16 protein-coding genes are annotated in these 15,506 nt (G+C 75.0%); 2 read left to right on the top strand and 14 right to left on the bottom strand.

Annotated features, from left to right (window positions below; all coding sequences use genetic code 11):
• Nucleotides 1-12: 12 nt before the first annotated feature.
• The 3 genes from hisF to priA are packed head-to-tail and all read right to left on the bottom strand — an operon-like array spanning nucleotide 13 to nucleotide 1,918.
• Entirely contained in the window at nucleotides 13-807 is a 795-nt protein-coding gene (hisF, locus tag ACI781_RS11710; RefSeq protein ID WP_456566274.1) for an imidazole glycerol phosphate synthase subunit HisF, read from the bottom strand.
• A complete protein-coding gene (locus tag ACI781_RS11715; protein ID WP_456566275.1) occupies nucleotides 804-1,190 on the bottom strand; it encodes a RidA family protein in 387 nt (128 codons plus the stop codon). The genes hisF and ACI781_RS11715 overlap by 4 nt, the downstream gene beginning before the upstream one ends.
• Nucleotides 1,187-1,918, bottom strand: a complete 732-nt coding sequence (gene priA, locus ACI781_RS11720; protein ID WP_456566276.1) for a bifunctional 1-(5-phosphoribosyl)-5-((5-phosphoribosylamino)methylideneamino)imidazole-4-carboxamide isomerase/phosphoribosylanthranilate isomerase PriA — start codon at nucleotides 1,916-1,918, stop codon at nucleotides 1,187-1,189. Before priA ends, ACI781_RS11715 begins: the two co-directional genes overlap by 4 nt.
• Nucleotides 1,919-1,982: 64 nt before the next feature.
• Here priA and ACI781_RS11725 point away from each other — a divergent pair, with 64 nt between their 5' ends.
• On the top strand, nucleotides 1,983-2,582 hold the full coding sequence (locus ACI781_RS11725) for a nitroreductase family protein (protein WP_456566277.1): 600 nt from the start codon (nucleotides 1,983-1,985) through the stop codon (nucleotides 2,580-2,582).
• Between the two features lie 15 nt (nucleotides 2,583-2,597).
• Here ACI781_RS11725 and hisH read toward each other — a convergent pair whose 3' ends face one another.
• The 5 genes from hisH to hisD all read right to left on the bottom strand — a co-directional run bounded on the left by hisH (nucleotide 2,598) and on the right by hisD (nucleotide 6,865).
• Nucleotides 2,598-3,233, bottom strand: coding sequence for an imidazole glycerol phosphate synthase subunit HisH (gene hisH, locus ACI781_RS11730; protein ID WP_456566278.1), 636 nt, complete (start codon nucleotides 3,231-3,233; stop codon nucleotides 2,598-2,600).
• Between the two features lie 390 nt (nucleotides 3,234-3,623).
• Nucleotides 3,624-3,800, bottom strand: coding sequence for a hypothetical protein (locus tag ACI781_RS11735; protein WP_456566279.1), 177 nt, complete (start codon nucleotides 3,798-3,800; stop codon nucleotides 3,624-3,626).
• Between the two features lie 22 nt (nucleotides 3,801-3,822).
• A complete protein-coding gene (gene hisB / locus ACI781_RS11740; protein WP_456566280.1) occupies nucleotides 3,823-4,419 on the bottom strand; it encodes an imidazoleglycerol-phosphate dehydratase HisB in 597 nt (198 codons plus the stop codon).
• Between the two features lie 5 nt (nucleotides 4,420-4,424).
• The gene (locus tag ACI781_RS11745) at nucleotides 4,425-5,564 is read right to left on the bottom strand and encodes a histidinol-phosphate transaminase (protein ID WP_456566281.1); all 1,140 of its coding nucleotides are present in this window, start codon (nucleotides 5,562-5,564) and stop codon (nucleotides 4,425-4,427) included.
• On the bottom strand, nucleotides 5,561-6,865 hold the full coding sequence (gene hisD, locus ACI781_RS11750; RefSeq protein WP_456566282.1) for a histidinol dehydrogenase: 1,305 nt from the start codon (nucleotides 6,863-6,865) through the stop codon (nucleotides 5,561-5,563). The genes ACI781_RS11745 and hisD overlap by 4 nt, the downstream gene beginning before the upstream one ends.
• A 113-nt stretch (nucleotides 6,866-6,978) precedes the next feature.
• On the opposite strand from hisD, the gene ACI781_RS11755 reads away from it, so the two are divergent.
• Nucleotides 6,979-7,836 (top strand): LON peptidase substrate-binding domain-containing protein, encoded by an 858-nt coding sequence (locus ACI781_RS11755; RefSeq protein WP_456566283.1) that lies wholly within the window; start codon nucleotides 6,979-6,981, stop codon nucleotides 7,834-7,836.
• On the opposite strand, the gene ACI781_RS11760 is transcribed toward ACI781_RS11755, so the two are convergent.
• From ACI781_RS11760 to lspA, 6 genes are all read right to left on the bottom strand, one after another.
• Nucleotides 7,829-8,554 (bottom strand): LPXTG cell wall anchor domain-containing protein, encoded by a 726-nt coding sequence (locus tag ACI781_RS11760; RefSeq protein WP_456566284.1) that lies wholly within the window; start codon nucleotides 8,552-8,554, stop codon nucleotides 7,829-7,831. The two genes, ACI781_RS11755 and ACI781_RS11760, sit on opposite strands and share 8 nt — an antisense overlap.
• Nucleotides 8,555-8,621: 67 nt before the next feature.
• The gene (gene dnaE / locus ACI781_RS11765; protein ID WP_456566285.1) at nucleotides 8,622-12,182 is read right to left on the bottom strand and encodes a DNA polymerase III subunit alpha; all 3,561 of its coding nucleotides are present in this window, start codon (nucleotides 12,180-12,182) and stop codon (nucleotides 8,622-8,624) included.
• Nucleotides 12,183-12,374: 192 nt separating this feature from the next.
• The gene (locus tag ACI781_RS11770; protein WP_456566286.1) at nucleotides 12,375-12,854 is read right to left on the bottom strand and encodes a GNAT family N-acetyltransferase; all 480 of its coding nucleotides are present in this window, start codon (nucleotides 12,852-12,854) and stop codon (nucleotides 12,375-12,377) included.
• The gene (locus ACI781_RS11775) at nucleotides 12,851-13,627 is read right to left on the bottom strand and encodes a CPBP family intramembrane glutamic endopeptidase (RefSeq protein ID WP_456566287.1); all 777 of its coding nucleotides are present in this window, start codon (nucleotides 13,625-13,627) and stop codon (nucleotides 12,851-12,853) included. The genes ACI781_RS11770 and ACI781_RS11775 overlap by 4 nt, the downstream gene beginning before the upstream one ends.
• A 6-nt stretch (nucleotides 13,628-13,633) precedes the next feature.
• Complete coding sequence (locus ACI781_RS11780) at nucleotides 13,634-14,566, bottom strand: RluA family pseudouridine synthase (protein WP_456566288.1); 933 nt, start codon at nucleotides 14,564-14,566, stop codon at nucleotides 13,634-13,636.
• Between the two features lie 51 nt (nucleotides 14,567-14,617).
• Complete coding sequence (gene lspA / locus ACI781_RS11785) at nucleotides 14,618-15,166, bottom strand: signal peptidase II (protein ID WP_456566289.1); 549 nt, start codon at nucleotides 15,164-15,166, stop codon at nucleotides 14,618-14,620.
• Between the last annotated feature and the right edge of the window lie 340 nt (nucleotides 15,167-15,506).

Genomic DNA, 15,506 nt, shown 5'->3' on the forward strand with positions numbered 1-15,506 from the left:
GGTGCCGCTCGTTCAGCGCAGCGGCGAGTCGGCCTCTCGGCGGACGGGGACGCCGGAGCCGGCCAGGGCGGCCTTCACCTCGCCGATCCGCATCTTGCCGAAGTGGAAGACGCTGGCCGCCAGCACCGCGTCGGCGCCGGCCGCCACGGCCGGGGCGAAGTGGTCCACCTCGCCGGCGCCGCCGCTGGCGATCACCGGCACGGTCACCTCGCGCCGCACCGCGCGGATCAGCTCGAGGTCGAAGCCGGCCAGCGTGCCGTCGGCGTCCATCGAGTTGAGCAGCACCTCGCCCACGCCCAGCTCCGCGGCCCGCACGACCCACTCGACGGCGTCCCGGCCGGTGCCGTGCCGCCCGCCGTGGGTGGTGATCTCGAACCCGGAGTCGGTGACGGCACCGTCCCGGCAGCGGCGGGCGTCCAGCGAGAGGACCAGCACCTGGTTGCCGAACCGGTCGGCGATCTCGCTGATCAGCTCCGGGCGGGCGACGGCCGCGGTGTTGACGGCGACCTTGTCCGCGCCGGCGCGGAGCAGCCGGTCGACGTCGTCGGGGCTGCGCACCCCGCCGCCGACGGTGAGCGGGATGAACACGCTCTCCGCGGTGCGGCGGACGACGTCGTAAGTGGTCTCCCGGTCCCCGGAGCTGGCCGTGATGTCGAGGAAGGTCAGCTCGTCGGCGCCCTCGGCGTCGTACACCCGGGCCATCTCGACCGGGTCGCCGGCGTCGCGCAGGTCGACGAAGTTCACGCCCTTGACCACCCGGCCGGCGTCGACGTCCAGGCAGGGGATCACCCGCACGGCGAGGCTCACCGCGCCGCCCCCCGCACCGCGTCGGCCTCGATCTCCACCAGCATGGCCGGGTCGATCAGGCCCGCGACCTCCACCATCGTGGCGGCGGGGCGGATCTCGCCGAACACCTCGCCGTGGGCGCGGCCGACGTCCTCCCAGCGGCCGATGTCGGTCACGTACACCCGCGTCCGCACGACGTCGGCCAGGCCGAAGCCCTCCCGCCGCAGGGCGTCGCCGATCGTCGCCAGCACGTGCCGGGTCTGCGCGGCGGCGTCCCCGGGGTGCACGACGACGCCGTCGACGACCGCCGTCGTCCCGCTGACCCAGGCGCTGTCGCCGCGGACGACGACCCGGCGGTAGCCGACCACCGGCTCCCACGGGTTGCCCGACCCCGGCTCCGTCATGCGAGCTCCTCGGTGACCCGCAGCGCCTCGGGCAGGGTGAACGCGCCGGCGTAGAGCGCCTTGCCGACGATGGCCCCCTCGACGCCCACGGCGCTCAGGCCGGCCAGCGCGCGGATGTCGTCCAGCGAGCTGACGCCGCCGGAGGCGATCACCGGGCGCGGGGTGGCCGCGCACACCTCGCGCAGCAGGTCCAGGTTCGGCCCGCGCAGGGTGCCGTCCTTGGTGATGTCGGTGACCACGTAGCGGGCGCAGCCCTCGGCGTCCAGCCGGGCGAGGGTCTCGTACAGCTCGCCGCCCTCGCGGGTCCAGCCGCGGGCGGCCAGCCGGGTGCCGCGGACGTCGAGGCCGACGGCGATCCGGTCGCCGTGCTCGGCGATGGCGCGGGCGCACCACTCGGGGGACTCCAGCGCCGCGGTGCCCAGGTTGACCCGGCGACAGCCGGTGGCCAGGGCGGCGGCCAGCGACTCGTCGTCGCGGATGCCGCCGGACAGCTCGACGTCCACGTCCAGCTCCCCGACCACGCGGGCGAGCAGCTCCCGGTTGCTGCCCCGGCCGAACGCGGCGTCGAGGTCGACCAGGTGGACCCACTCGGCGCCGTCGCGCTGCCAGGTCAGGGCCGCCTCGAGCGGGTCGCCGTAGGACGTCTCGCTGCCGGCCTCGCCCTGCACCAGGCGCACGGCCTGGCCCTCGGCGACGTCGACGGCGGGGAGCAGCTGCAGCTTCGGCACGGCGACCAGCCTAGGAGCGACCCCCGGCGGCTCCTGCGGCAGGCTGTCGGGGTGGGGTGCTGCCGTGGAGTTCGCTGAGGTCGTCCGCCGCCGTCGCATGGTCCGCGACTACGTGCCGGACCGCCCCGTGCCGCCCGAGGTGCGCGACCGGCTGCTGGCGCACGCCGTCCGGGCGCCGTCGGCCGGGTTCACCCAGGGCTGGGACTTCCTGGTGCTGGAAAGCGAGCAGGAGCGGGCGGCCTTCTGGGCGGCCACGACCGACGGCGGCACCCCCGACGGCTGGCTGACCCGGATGCGCCGGGCGCCGCTGCTGGTCGTGCCCTTCTCCTGCAAGGACGCCTACCTCGACCGCTACGCCGAGCCCGACAAGGGCTGGACCGACCGCGACGAGGCCCGCTGGCCGGTGCCCTACTGGGACGTCGACGCCGGGATGGCGTCGCTGCTCATGCTGCTGACCGCGGTCGACGAGGGGCTGGGCGCGTGCTTCTTCGGCGTCCCGGCCGAGCGGGTGGACGCGCTGCGGGAGGCGTTCGGCGTCCCGGCCTCGCACCGGCCGGTCGGTGTCGTCGCCGTCGGCCATCCCGGGGACGGCGACCGGCGGTCCCCCTCGCTGCGGCGGGGCCGGCGGGGCGTCGACGAGGTGGTGCACCGCGGCCGCTGGTGAGCACCCCGCGGGACCTCAGAGGGTGCCGAGCCAGTTGGTGAGCAGCTGCGCGCCGGCGTCGCCGCTCTTCTCCGGGTGGAACTGGGTCGCCGACAGGGCGCCGTTCTCCACCCCGGCGACGAACCGGTCACCGTGCTCGGCCCAGGTCACCAGCGGCGGCGCCAGGGGCGAGGCCGGGTCCTGGCCCAGGGTGAACTCGCGCACGCCGTAGGAGTGCACGAAGTAGAAGCGCTGGTCGGCCAGCCCGTCGAAGAGCACCGACCCCGCCGGCGCCTCGACGGTGTTCCAGCCCATGTGCGGGAGCACCGGGGCCTGCAGCGGCTCGACCACGCCCGGCCACTCCCCGCAGCCCTCCGCGTCGTGGCCGTGCTCCACGCCCTTCTCGAACAGCACCTGCATGCCCACGCACACGCCGAGCACCGGCCGGCCCCCGGCCAGCCGACGACCGATGACCCGCGGCCCGTCGACCGCCCGCAGCCCGTCCATGCAGGCGGCGAAGGCACCCACGCCCGGGACGACGAGGCCGTCGGCGTCCAGCGCGGCGGCGTGGTCGGCGGTCACGGTGACCTCGGCACCCACCCGCGCCAGGGCGCGCTCGGCCGAGCGCAGGTTGCCCGATCCGTAGTCGAGGACGACGACCTTCTTCTTCACGCCTGCCACGGTACTGACCAGCGGCGAGGAGCCCGCCGGGATTCCCGGCCGGCGACGCGCCCGCGGCCCCTCCGACGGTCGCACTGCACTGCGGCGGTGCCGCCGCACGCGGGCGGGCGCCGCACTGCAGCCCGGCGGTCACCCCGACACCGCGGCACTGCCGCCGCACGCGGGCGGGCGCCGCACTGCAGCCCGGCGGTCACCCCGACACCGCGGCACTGCCGCCGCACGCGGGCGGGCGCCGCACTGCAGCCCGGCGGCCGCCCCGACACCGCGGCACTGCCGCCGCACGCGGGCGGGCGCCGCGCTACAGCCCGGCGGTCGCCCCGACACCGCGGCACTGTTGCCGCGCACGGGACCGCGGGCGGGCCGGCCGGGACCCCGGCCGGCTCACACCAGCCGCAGGACCCCCGAGGCCGTCGCCAGGGCGGCGGCCAGCAGCAGGACGGCGGCGACGGCCACCTGCGGCCCACCGCGGCCGCTCCCGCCCGGCTCGGCCCGCCAGACGCTCCAGGCGCCGCCGAGCAGGAAACCGCCCAGGACGAGCAGCAGGATGCCGGTGTTCACGCGCGTGCCTCGTGCACGCGGGTCACAGAGCGCCCTTCGTCGAGGGCACGCCGCTGGTGCGGGCGTCGAGCGCGACGGCGGTGCGCAGGGCGCGGGCGAGCGCCTTGAACTGGCCCTCCACGATGTGGTGGGCGTCCCGGCCGGCGTAGAGCACCCGCACGTGCAGGGTGATCCGGGCGTTGAACGCGAAGCTCTCCAGCACGTGCCGGGTCAGCGACGTCGGGTAGTCCGGCCCGATCATCGGCGTCATGTCCGCGGGCTCGTCGTGCACGAAGTACGGCCGGCCCGACAGGTCCACCGCGGCCTGCACGAGCACCTCGTCCATGGGGATGGTGGCGTCGCCGTAGCGGGTGATGCCCTTCTTGTCGCCCAGCGCCTCGCCGAACGCCTGGCCCAGCGCGATGGCGACGTCCTCCACCGTGTGGTGGGCGTCGATGTGCAGGTCGCCCTCGGCCCGCACCGTGAGGTCGATGCCGCTGTGCTTGCTGAGCGCGGTCAGCATGTGGTCGTAGAAGCCGACGCCGGTGCTGATCGAGCTCGCGCCGGTGCCGTCGAGGTCGACCTCGACCACGAGCTTCGTCTCGCTGGTGGCGCGCTCCACCCGTGCGGTGCGGTTCATGGGGCTCAGTCTCCCAGGCGGTGGGCGGGTGCCACCTCACCCAGGGCGGTGAGGAAGGCCTCGGTCTCGGCGGGCGTGCCGGCGGTGACCCGCAGCCAGCCGGGGATGCCGACGTCGCGGACCAGCACGTCGCGGTCCAGCAGCGCCTGCCACGCGGCGGCCGAGTCGGCGAAGCGGCCGAACAGCACGAAGTTGGCGTCGCTGGGGACGCTGGTCAGCCCGAGCCCGGGCAGCGCGGCGACGATGCGGTCCCGCTCGGCCTTGACGGCGTCGACGGTGGCCAGCAGGGCGTCGGTGTGCGCCAGCGCGGCGCGGGCGGCGGCCTGGGTGAGCGCCGACAGGTGGTATGGCAGCCGCACCAGCTGCAGCGCGTCGACGACGGCGGGGTCGGCGGCCAGGTAGCCCAGCCGCAGCCCGGCCATCCCGAACGCCTTGCTCATGGTCCGGCTCACGATCAGCCGCGGCCGGCCCGGCAGCAGGTCCAGCGCCGACGGGGTCCCGGTGCGGGCGAACTCGGCGTAGGCCTCGTCGACGACGAGCACCCCGGCGCCCTCGTCGCCGTAGGACGTCGCCTCGTACAGCGCCTCCACGGTGGCGAGCCCCACCGCGGTGCCGGTCGGGTTGTTCGGGCTGGTCACGAAGACCACGTCCGGGCGCACCGCACGCACCTGCGCGACGGCGGCCTCGGTGTCGATGGTGAAGTCGGCCCGCCGGTGCCCGTCGACCCAGGCGGTGCCGGTGCCGGCCGAGATGATCGGGTGCATCGAGTAGGACGGCGTGAAGCCCAGCGCCGTCCGCCCGGCGCCGCCGAAGGCCTGCAGGACCTGCTGCAGCACCTCGTTGGAGCCGTTGGCCGCCCACACCTGCTCGGGGCCGATCGGCTCCCCCGCCGTGCGGGACAGGTAGGCGGCGAGGTCGGTGCGCAGCGCGACCGCGTCCCGGTCGGGGTAGCGGTTGAGCTCGACGGCCGCGTGCCCCAGCGCCGTCCCCAGGTCCGCCAGCAGCTCGGCCGGCAGCGGGTAGGGGTTCTCGTTGGTGTTGAGCCGGTGGGTGACCTGCAGCTGCGGCGCGCCGTAGGGGGACCTGCCGCGCAGCTCGGGGCGCAGCGGGAGGTCGTCCAGGCCGGCGCGGGTGGTGGCCGTCATGCGCGCTGCCGCGCCCGCACGGCGGCGGCGTGCGCCGGCAGGTCCTCCGCGCCGGCCAGGGCGTCGATGTGCCCGGCGACCTCGGCGAGGGCCCGCTCGTCGTACTCGACGACGTGGATGCCGCGCAGGAACGACTGCACCGACAGCCCGCTGGAGTGCCGGGCGCAGCCACCGGTGGGCAGCACGTGGTTGGAGCCGGCGCAGTAGTCGCCCAGGCTGACCGGCGAGTACGCGCCGACGAACACCGCGCCGGCGTTGCGCACCCGCAGCGCGACCGCGCGGGCGTCGCGGGTCTGGATCTCCAGGTGCTCGGCGGCGTAGGCGTCGACCACGCGCAGGCCGGCGTCGACGTCGTCCACCAGGACGATGCCGGACTGGCTGCCCTCCAGGGCGGTGGTGATCCGGTCGGAGTGCTTGGTCGCCGCGACCTGCCCGGGTACCAGGGCCAGGACGGCGTCGGCCAGCTCCTCGCTGTCGGTGACCAGCACCGCGCCGGCTAGCGGGTCGTGCTCGGCCTGGCTGATGAGGTCGGCGGCGACGTGCACCGGGTCGGCGGTGTCGTCGGCCAGGATCGCCACCTCGGTCGGACCGGCCTCGGAGTCGATGCCGATGAGCCCGCGCAGCAGCCGCTTGGCCGCGGTGACGTACACGTTGCCGGGGCCGGTGACCATGTCGACCGGCTCGCAGGAGCCGGCGCCGTAGCCGAACACGGCGATCGCCTGGGCGCCGCCGACGGCGTAGACCTCGGTGACGCCGAGCAGCGCGCACGCGGCCAGCACGCCGGGGTCGGGCAGGCCGCCGTTGTCGCGCTGCGGCGGGGAGGCGACGGCGATGGACTCCACGCCGGCGATCTGCGCCGGGACGACGTTCATGACGACGCTGGACAGCAGCGGCGCCAGCCCGCCGGGCACGTAGAGGCCGACGCGGCGGACCGGCACCCACCGCTCGGTGACCGTGCCGCCGGGCGACACCTGGGTGGTGACGTCGGTGCGGGCCTGGTCGGCGTGCACCCGCCGGACCCGGGCGATGGCCTCCTCCAGGGCGGCGCGCACGGTCGGGTCGATCGTGGCCAGGGCGTCGGCGATGGCCTGCGGCGGGACGGCGAAGTCCTCGAGGTCGACGCCGTCCAGGCGTGCGGTGATCTCGCGGACGGCCTGCGCCCCGCGGACGCGGACGTCCTCGCACAGCGGGCGCACCGTCGTCAGCACCGAGTCGATGTCGGTGGCGGCGCGGGGCAGCAGGCCGGAGAGCTCGCGCACCCCGGGCAGCGCGGATCCGCGCAGGTCGATGCGGCTGAGCACGGACGGACCTCCGGGGCGGGGCGGGGGGACGGCGCGGGGCGCCGCGCCGGGGACGGCGACCTCCCAGGGTAGCCGCGCCCGGCGGCGCCGGACCGGGGCCCTACGCTCGCGGCGTGGGTCAGGTCATCCCGCTCTTCCCGCTGGGGACGCCCCTGTTCCCCGGCGTCGTCCTGCCGCTGCGCGTGTTCGAGCCCCGCTACCGGCGGTTGATGCGCGACCTGCTGGTGCAGCGCGCCGAGCACGGGACGCCGGGCTCCTTCGGGGTCGTGGCCATCCGGCAGGGGTGGGAGGTCGAGCAGGTCGCCCCGGCCGAGGCGCTGTACGACATCGGCTGTACCGCGCGGCTGCAGTCGGTGCGGCCGCTATCCGACGGCGGGTTCTCCATCGTGACCGTGGGCGGGGACCGGTTCCGGCTGCTGGACGTGCTGGTCACCGACGACCCGCCGTACCTGCAGGCCGAGGTGGAGTGGCTCGCCGAGGAGGAGGCCGCCGAGGAGGCCGCCGGGGACGCCGAGGGCATCGTCGGCCTGCCCGGGGAGGCGCCGCTCGGGCCGCCGGACGAGGTCGCGGCCGCGGGGCTGGACGAGCTGGTCAGCTCCGTCGCCCGCGGGTCGCTGGACGTGCTGGTCCGCGGGGTGGGTGACCTGTTCGCCCGGTACGTCGCCGCGGTCGGCGCGCTGCGGGGTGGCGACGGCGACGGCGAGGACATCGCCGCGATGGGCGAGAGCGACGAGGAGAGCGCCGCGCTGATGGAGGCCGTGGGCGACGACCCGCGGGCGCTGTCCTACCTGGTGGCCTCGGCCGCGCTGCTGACCACCGAGGACCGGCAGGCGTTGCTCGCCGAGTCCGCGACCCGCCGGCGGCTGGTCACCGAGACGCGGCTGCTGCGCCGGGAGCTGACGCTGCTGGAGACCATCGGCGCGGTGCCCGCGCCCCTGCAGCGCTTCGCCGGCCCGCGCAGCGTCAACTGACGCCCGGCCCGGACGGCCCGTCGACCGACGCCGGGGGCCCGGCCGGCGCGCGCTCGGGGGTGCGGCCCAGGTCCTCGCCGGAGGCCAGCAGGGTCGCGACGACGTAGACGAGGACCGCGACGAACGGGGCGACCGCCAGCGCGGGCAGCGACTGCAGCTCCAGGCGGGTGGTCACCGTCGCCCCGACGTCGGCCAGGTCCTCGCGCGTGGGGCCGGCGCCGAGCAGCTCCCCCAGCTGCCAGGCGAGGACGCCGGCCAGACCGGGCCCGGCGGCGAGGGCGGCCAGCACCGTGACGCCGCGGCGCCGGCGCAGGGCCCACCCGGCGAGACCGGCGAGGAGGCCGAGCCCGGCCATCACCAGCACGAACACGCTGTCGTCGGCGGCGAACAGCTCCGCGGAGGTGGCCCCCAGCGGCTCGACGCCGTCGGCGACGACCCGGTAGTCCTCGCGCGGCGCGAGCAGCCACCACAGCAGGCCGGCCGGGATCCCGGCGAGGACCACGACGGCGGCCAGGCGCAGCGCCGGCACGAGGTCCGCGCGCACCTCCGCGGCCCCGCCCCAGCGGCCGGCGGCCGTCCAGGCGCGGCGGCTCTCCCGGCGGGCGGCGGCCCGGCCGCCGGGGCCGGCGGTGCGGCGTGCACCCACGCCGTCGCTGCCGTCCCACGGTCGCAGGGCTCCGGCCTCGGCAGCCGGCAGCGGACCGGCGGGGTCACTCACCCCTCCAGTGAACCCCTCCGCACCGGGCCGCCCCGGGTGCACCCCTCCCACCGACGCGCGCCGGCGCTCAGAGCAGCGCGACGCTGGTCGGGCCGAGCAGCGCCTTGATGTCGCCCATGAGCGCGGTGCTGGGACGCACGCGCAGGCCCTGGTCGAGCCGCAGCACGGTCTCGCGGGCGCCGTTGACGAGCTTGAGCTGCACCTCGGTGGTGCCCGGGTGGCTGCCGAGCACCTCGCGCAGCCGCTCGACGACCGGCGGCGTGCAGCGGGCGGCGGCCATCGACACCAGGACGGGGCCGCGGGGGCCCTCGGTGAGCTCGGGGATGGTCACCTCGGAGCCGAACAGCGACGGCTGGTCGTCGCGCCGGCTGATGCGGCCCTTGACCACGACGATCTGGTCCCGGACCACCTTCTCCGAGACCTCGGCCCAGGTCTTGGGGAAGAACAGCACCTCGATGCCGGACTCCAGGTCCTCCACCGTGGCGATGGCCCACGGCGCGCCCTGCTTGTTGGTGCGGGGCGAGACCGCGGTGAGGATCCCGGCGATGGTGACGTTCGCGCCGTCCTCCACCCCGCCGGCGTTGATCTCGGCGATCGGGGTGTCGGCGTGCGAGGTGAGCACGTGCTCGACGCCGTGCAGCGGGTGGTCGGAGACGTAGAGGCCGAGCATGTCGCGCTCGAACATGAGCCGCTCGCTCTTGGACCAGTCGGCCGTCGGGATGGTGATCTCCAGCGCCCCGCCGAACGGGTCGTCGCTGCCGGCCTCCTCGCCGAAGCTGCCGAACAGGTCGAACTGCCCCTCGGCCTCCTTGCGCTTGAGGCCCATCGCGGAGTCCACGGCCTGGGCGTGGATGGCGACGATGCCCTGCCGGGAGTGCCCGAGGGAGTCGAAGGCACCGGCCTTGGCCAGGGACTCGATGACCTTCTTGTTGCAGGCCACCGTGTCGATCTTGCGCATGAAGTCGGAGAAGTCCTTGAACGCGCCCTTCTCCTCGCGCGCCCGCACGATCGACTCGACGACGTTGGTGCCGACGTTGCGCACCGAGGCCAGGCCGAAGCGGATGTCGGTGCCGACGGCGGCGAAGTCCCACGAGGACTCGTTGACGTCCGGCGGGAGCACCTTGATGCCCATCCGCCGGCACTCGGCGAGGTAGATCGGGCGGCGGTCCTTGTCGTCGCCGACGCTGGTCAGCAGGCCGGCCATGTACTCGGCCGGGTAGTTCGCCTTGAGGTACGCCGTCCAGTAGGAGACGAGGCCGTAGGCCGCCGAGTGGGCCTTGTTGAAGGCGTAGTCGGCGAACGGGACCAGGATGTCCCACAGCGTCTTGATCGCCGCGGCGGAGTAGCCGCGCTCCTTCATGCCGGCCTCGAAGCCGACGAACTCGGCGTCCAGGACGGACTTCTTCTTCTTGCCCATGGCGCGACGCAGCAGGTCGGCCTTGCCGAGCGAGTACCCGGCGACCTTCTGCGCGATCGCCATGACCTGCTCCTGGTACACGATCAGGCCGTAGGTGCCGCCCAGGATGTCCTCGAGCGGCTCGGCCAGCTCGGGGTGGATCGGCGTGATCTCCTGCTGGCCGTTCTTGCGCAGCGCGTAGTTGGTGTGCGAGTTGGCGCCCATCGGCCCCGGCCGGTAGAGCGCGCCGACCGCGGAGATGTCCTCGAAGTTGTCCGGCCGCATGAGCCGCAGCAGGGACCGCATCGGGCCGCCGTCGAACTGGAAGACCCCGAGCGTGTCGCCGCGGGCCAGCAGGTCGTAGGTGGCCTTGTCGGTGAGGTCCTTGCTGATCTCGTCGAGGTCGATCGCCTCCTTGCCGTTGGCGACGATGTTGCGCAGCGCGTCGTCGATGACCGTGAGGTTGCGCAGGCCCAGGAAGTCCATCTTGAGCAGGCCGAGCGTCTCGCAGGTCGGGTAGTCGAACTGCGTGATGATCGCGCCGTCGGCCTCGCGCCGCATGATCGGGATGCTGTCGATCAGCGGGTACCGGCCGATGATCACGCCGGCGGCGTGCACGCCCCACTGGCGCTTGAGCCCCTCGAGCTTGCGGGCCTGGTCCACGACCTCGGCCGCGCCGGGGTCGGACTCGTAGCGGGCGCGGAACTCCGCGGCCTCCTTGTAGCGCGGGTGGGACGGGTCGAACACCCCCGACAGCGGGATGCCCTTGCCCATCACGTCCGGCGGCATGAGCTTGGTCAGCTCGTCGCCCACCGAGAACGGACGGTCCAGCACCCGGGCGGCGTCCTTGATCGCGGCCTTGGCCTTGATGGTGCCGTAGGTGACGATCTGGCTGACCCGCTCCTCGCCGTACTTCTGCGAGACGTACTGGATGACCTCGCCGCGGCGGCGGTCGTCGAAGTCGATGTCGACGTCGGGCATGGAGACGCGCTCGGGGTTGAGGAAGCGCTCGAAGATCAGGCCGTGGGCGAGCGGGTCCAGGTCGGTGATGCCCATGGCGTACGCGGCCAGCGAGCCGGCGGCCGAGCCACGCCCGGGGCCGACGCGGATGCCGTTGTCCTTGGCCCAGTTGATGAAGTCGGCGACCACGAGGAAGTACCCCGGGAAGCCCATCTGGGTGATGATCCCGACCTCGTAGTCGGCCTGCTTGCGGACGTGGTCGGGGATGCCGGCCGGGTAGCGCTTGTGCAGCCCCCGCTCGACCTCCTTGACGAACCAGGAGGTCTCGTCCTCCCCCGGCGGCAGCGGGAACCGGGGCATGAGGTCGGCGCCCTCGGTGAACGACACCTCGCACTGCTCGGCGACCAGCAGCGTGTTGTCGCAGGCCGAGCGCAGGTCACCGTCGAACAGCGCCCGCATCTCCGCGGCGCTCTTGAGGTAGTAGCCGTCGCCGTTGAACCGGAAGCGGTTGGTCTCGTTCAGCCGCGACCCGGTCTGGATGCACAGGAGCGCGTCGTGGGCCTCGGCGTCCTCCTTGTGCGTGTAGTGCAGGTCGTTGGTGGCCAGCAGCGGGATGCCGAGGTCCTTCGCGATCGCCATCAGCGCCGGACGGGTCTTCTTCTCGATGGCCAGCCCGTGGTCCATCAGCTCGGCGTAGAAGTTCTCCTTGCCGAAGATGTCCTGGAAGTCGGCGGCGGCCTGGCGCGCCCTGTCCTCCTTGCCGGCGCGCAGCCACATGTTGACCTCGCCCGACGGGCAGCCGGTCGTGGCGATGAGGCCCTTTCCGTACTTCTCGAGCAGGTCGCGGTCGAAGCGCGGCTTGCGGTACTGGCCCTCGAGGCTGGCCAGCGAGGAGATGCGGAAGAGGTTGTGCATCCCCTCGGTGGTGCGGGCCAGCAGCGTCATGTGCGTGTACGCGGCCTTGCCGCGGTTGGACCCGCCGTCGCCCTCCTCATCGATGAGGTTGTCGCCGAAGTCGAACGGCGCCCGGTCGAAGCGGGAGCCGGGCGTGTAGTACCCCTCCATGCCGATGATCGGCTTCACGCCGGCGGAGTTGGCCTGCTTGTAGAAGTCGTAGGCGCCGAACACGTTGCCGTGGTCGGTCATCGCCAGCGCCGGCATGCCGTGCTCGGCGGCGGCCTTCGTGACCTCCGGCAGCTTCGCCGCGCCGTCCAGCATCGAGTACTCGGTGTGGACGTGCAGGTGGACGAAGGAGTCGGACGTGCTGGTCACGGGCGGTCGTGCTCCTCGGTGGTCGTGCGTGCCCGACCGTCGGCGGGCCGGCGGGCGACCGGTGGGGAAGACCGGCGGTGCGGGGTCTCGGGCGGCTCCTCGGGAGGTGGCCGCCCCCGATCCTCGCACTGCGGACTGTCTACGCCGAGGGTCTGACGGAACGTGTCCCGCGCGGGCGGGCCGTCCGGTCCGTCACACGTCCGCTCCCCCGCCGGGGCCCGCGCCCGGGCACCCGTCCGGGTCCTCCGGAGTGACCGGCCGGCGCATCGTGACGTGCGCGATCCCGGCCTCCTCGTACTCCTCGCCCACCGGGGCGTACCCCGCCCGCTCGTAGAAGCCGCGGGCGCCCAGTTGGGCGTGCAGCTCCACCTCGGCCAGCCCCCGCCGCCGCGCCTCCCGGTGCAGCACCGCGAGCACCGCCGCACCGTGACCGCGGCCCCGCGCGGCCGCGTCGACCGCCATCCGGCCGATCACCCCGCGCCCGTCGCGCTCGAACAGCCGGCCGGTGGCGACGACGCGCCCGTTGGCGTCCCGGGCGACCGCGTGCACCGCCACCGCGTCGAGCGCGTCCTGCTCGAGCTCCGGCGGGACCCCCTGCTCCTCGACGAACACCCGGGTGCGCAGCGCCACCAGCTCCGCGCGGTCGGCCGGCCCGGCGACGGTGGCGCTCACCGGGCGACCGCCGGCGGCAGCACCCGGGAGGGGACGACGAGGAAGCGCAGGTCGACCAGCGCGTGCAGCACGACCGGCAGCAGCAGCGAGCCGGTGTTCAGGTACACCGCGGCCAGGACCGCGCCGAGCAGGCCGGTGGTCAGCACCCCACCGAGGCCCTGGTAGGCGTGGGCGAGGCCGAAGGCGACCGCGGCGACCGCGACCAGCACCGCGGCCGGCAGCCCGCCGGTGACGGCGGAGACCACGGCCAGGAAGAACGCCCGGTAGAGCCACTCCTCGCAGATGCCGGCGGTCAGCCCCACCACCGTGAACAGCCGCCGCTCGGCGCGGCTGCGCGGCAGGAGCGCGAGGGCGGCGTGCACCGGCAGCTCCGCGTGCCGCCCCTCGCCGGCGGCCGGCTCCGGCTGCGCGACCAGCGCGCCGCCGCGCAGCGCCCGGGTGGTGACGACGACGAGCGCCAGGACCACCAGCGTGAGCCCGCCGCCGACCGGGCCGGGCCACCCGTCGGGCCAGCGCAGCCCGAGCGCGGCGGCGTCGACGCCGGGTGCGGACAGCCAGATGACCAGGGCGAGCAGCGCGAGGCCCCACTCCAGCACCAGCAGCCGGCGGTAGAACGAGCGCCGCGCGCCGGCGTCGGTGCGCAGCCGCCCCTCGAAGCGGCGGTGCAGGACGGCACCGACGACGGGCTCGCCCACGACGAGGTAGACCGCCACGGCGACGGCCGACAGGGCCGCCGGCCCCCAGTCGGCGAGCGACGTCGGCAGGGCGTCCACCGGCGGCTAGGCCTCGGCCCGCAGGATCGCCAGCGCCCCCGCCAGGTCGGCCGGGTAGTCGCTGGTGAACTCCACCCAGCCGCCGTCAGCGGGGTGCTCGAAGCCCAGCCGCACCGCGTGCAGCCACTGCCGGGAGACGCCCAGCCGGGCGGCGAGCGTGGGGTCGGCGCCGTAGAGCGGGTCGCCGACGCACGGGTGGCGCATCGCCGAGAAGTGCACGCGAATCTGGTGGGTGCGACCGGTCTCCAGGTGGACGTCGACCAGGCTCGCGGCCGGGAAGGCCTCGAGGACCTCGTAGTGCGTCACCGAGGGCCGGCCGCCGGTGACGACGGCGAACTTCCAGTCGTGCCGGGGGTGCCGGTCGATCGGCGCGTCGATGGTGCCCCGCGACGGGTCGGGGTGGCCCTGGACGAGCGCGTGGTAGCCCTTGTCGACCGTCCGCTCCTTGAACGCGGCCTTGAGCGCGGTGTAGGCGCGCTCGCTCTTGGCCACCACCATGAGCCCGGTCGTCGCGGCGTCCAGCCGGTGGACGACGCCCTGGCGCTCGGCGGCGCCGGACGTGGAGATGCGGTAGCCCGCCGCGGCCAGGCCCCCGATCACGGTGGGCCCCTCCCACCCGGGGCTGGGGTGCGCGGCGACGCCGACGGGCTTGTCCACCACCACGAGGTCGTCGTCGTCGTGCACGATCGCCATGCCGGTGACCGGCTGCGGGGGCACCGGCTCGCCCGGCGGCGGAGGCAGCTCGACCTCCAGCCAGCTGCCGCCGGTCAGCCGGTCGCCCTTGCCTCGCGCCCGGCCGTCGACGACGACGGCGCCGGCGTCGGCGAGGTCGGCCGCGGCGGCGCGGGTCAGCCCGAACAGCCGCGACAGCGCCTGGTCGACCCGCTGCCCCTCCAGCCCGTCGGGCACCGGCAGGGCGCGGTGCAGGCCTGAGGTCACGCGCCCATTGTGACCGGCCGTGCGGACGGCCCGACGCAGCGCCGCCGCACGTCAGCCGCGATCGTCGCGCCGGCGCCGGGCACGGTCGTCGTCCCCGGCCCGGTCGCCGTCCCCGTCCCGATCGTCGTCCCCGTCCCCGTCCCCGTCCCGGCCGCGGGAGCCGTCGAACTCGATGCCGCGCAGCGCGAGCACCGCGCCGAGCAGGCCACCGCAGGTGATCGCCGAGTCGGCCACGTTGAAGATCGGGAAGAACTCGCCGCCGGGGGCGAACACCGAGATGAAGTCGACGACCCCGCCGCGCAGGAACCCCGGGTCCCGGAAGACGCGGTCGACCAGGTTGCCCAGCGCGCCGCCGAGGACCAGCCCGAGCGCCACCGCCCAGCCCAGGGAGAACAGCCGGCGCGAGGCGCGGACGATGACGACCACCACGGCGACCGCGATCAGGGTGAACACCACGGTGAAGCCCTGGGCGAAGGAGAACGCCGCACCGGTGTTGCGGGCGTGCGTGAGGTACAGCGCACCGCCCAGCAGCCGCACGTCCTCGCCGCGGTCGAGCGTCGCGACGACGAGCAGCTTGCTGCCCAGGTCCAGCAGCAGCACCCCCGCGGCCAGCGCCAGCAGCAGGGCGGTGCGCGGCCGGCGGCCGGCGGGCCCGGCGGTCGCGGGCGACCCGGCCGGCGGGAGGCCCTCGTCGCGGGCGTCCTCGGGCTCAGCGGACAGCGCGTGCTCCAGGGGTCTCGGGTCCCGGGGTGACGGGCAGGTGGCGGGCGGGTGACGGGCGGGTGCCGGCCGCCCGGACGGTCGTAGGACGATAGCCGGGTGCGCGTGCCGCCCCGTCCCGCCGCGGCGGCCCACGCACGGACACCACCGTCCGCGTGACTCATGTCATACCGGGTACGACGCATCTCACACCGGCGAGGGGGCGTGCCCGGGCTCGGGA

The organism is Blastococcus sp. SYSU D00695 (genome assembly GCF_054050555.1).

Excerpts from the sequence above, each read along its gene's own strand:
- ACI781_RS11715 (WP_456566275.1), bottom strand. The coding sequence starts at position 1,190 with ATGACGGAGCCGGGGTCGGGCAACCCGTGGGAGCCGGTGGTCGGCTAC.
- ACI781_RS11745 (WP_456566281.1), bottom strand. The coding sequence starts at position 5,564 with ATGACGGCCACCACCCGCGCCGGCCTGGACGACCTCCCGCTGCGCCCC.
- hisB (WP_456566280.1), bottom strand. The coding sequence starts at position 4,419 with ATGAACCGCACCGCACGGGTGGAGCGCGCCACCAGCGAGACGAAGCTC.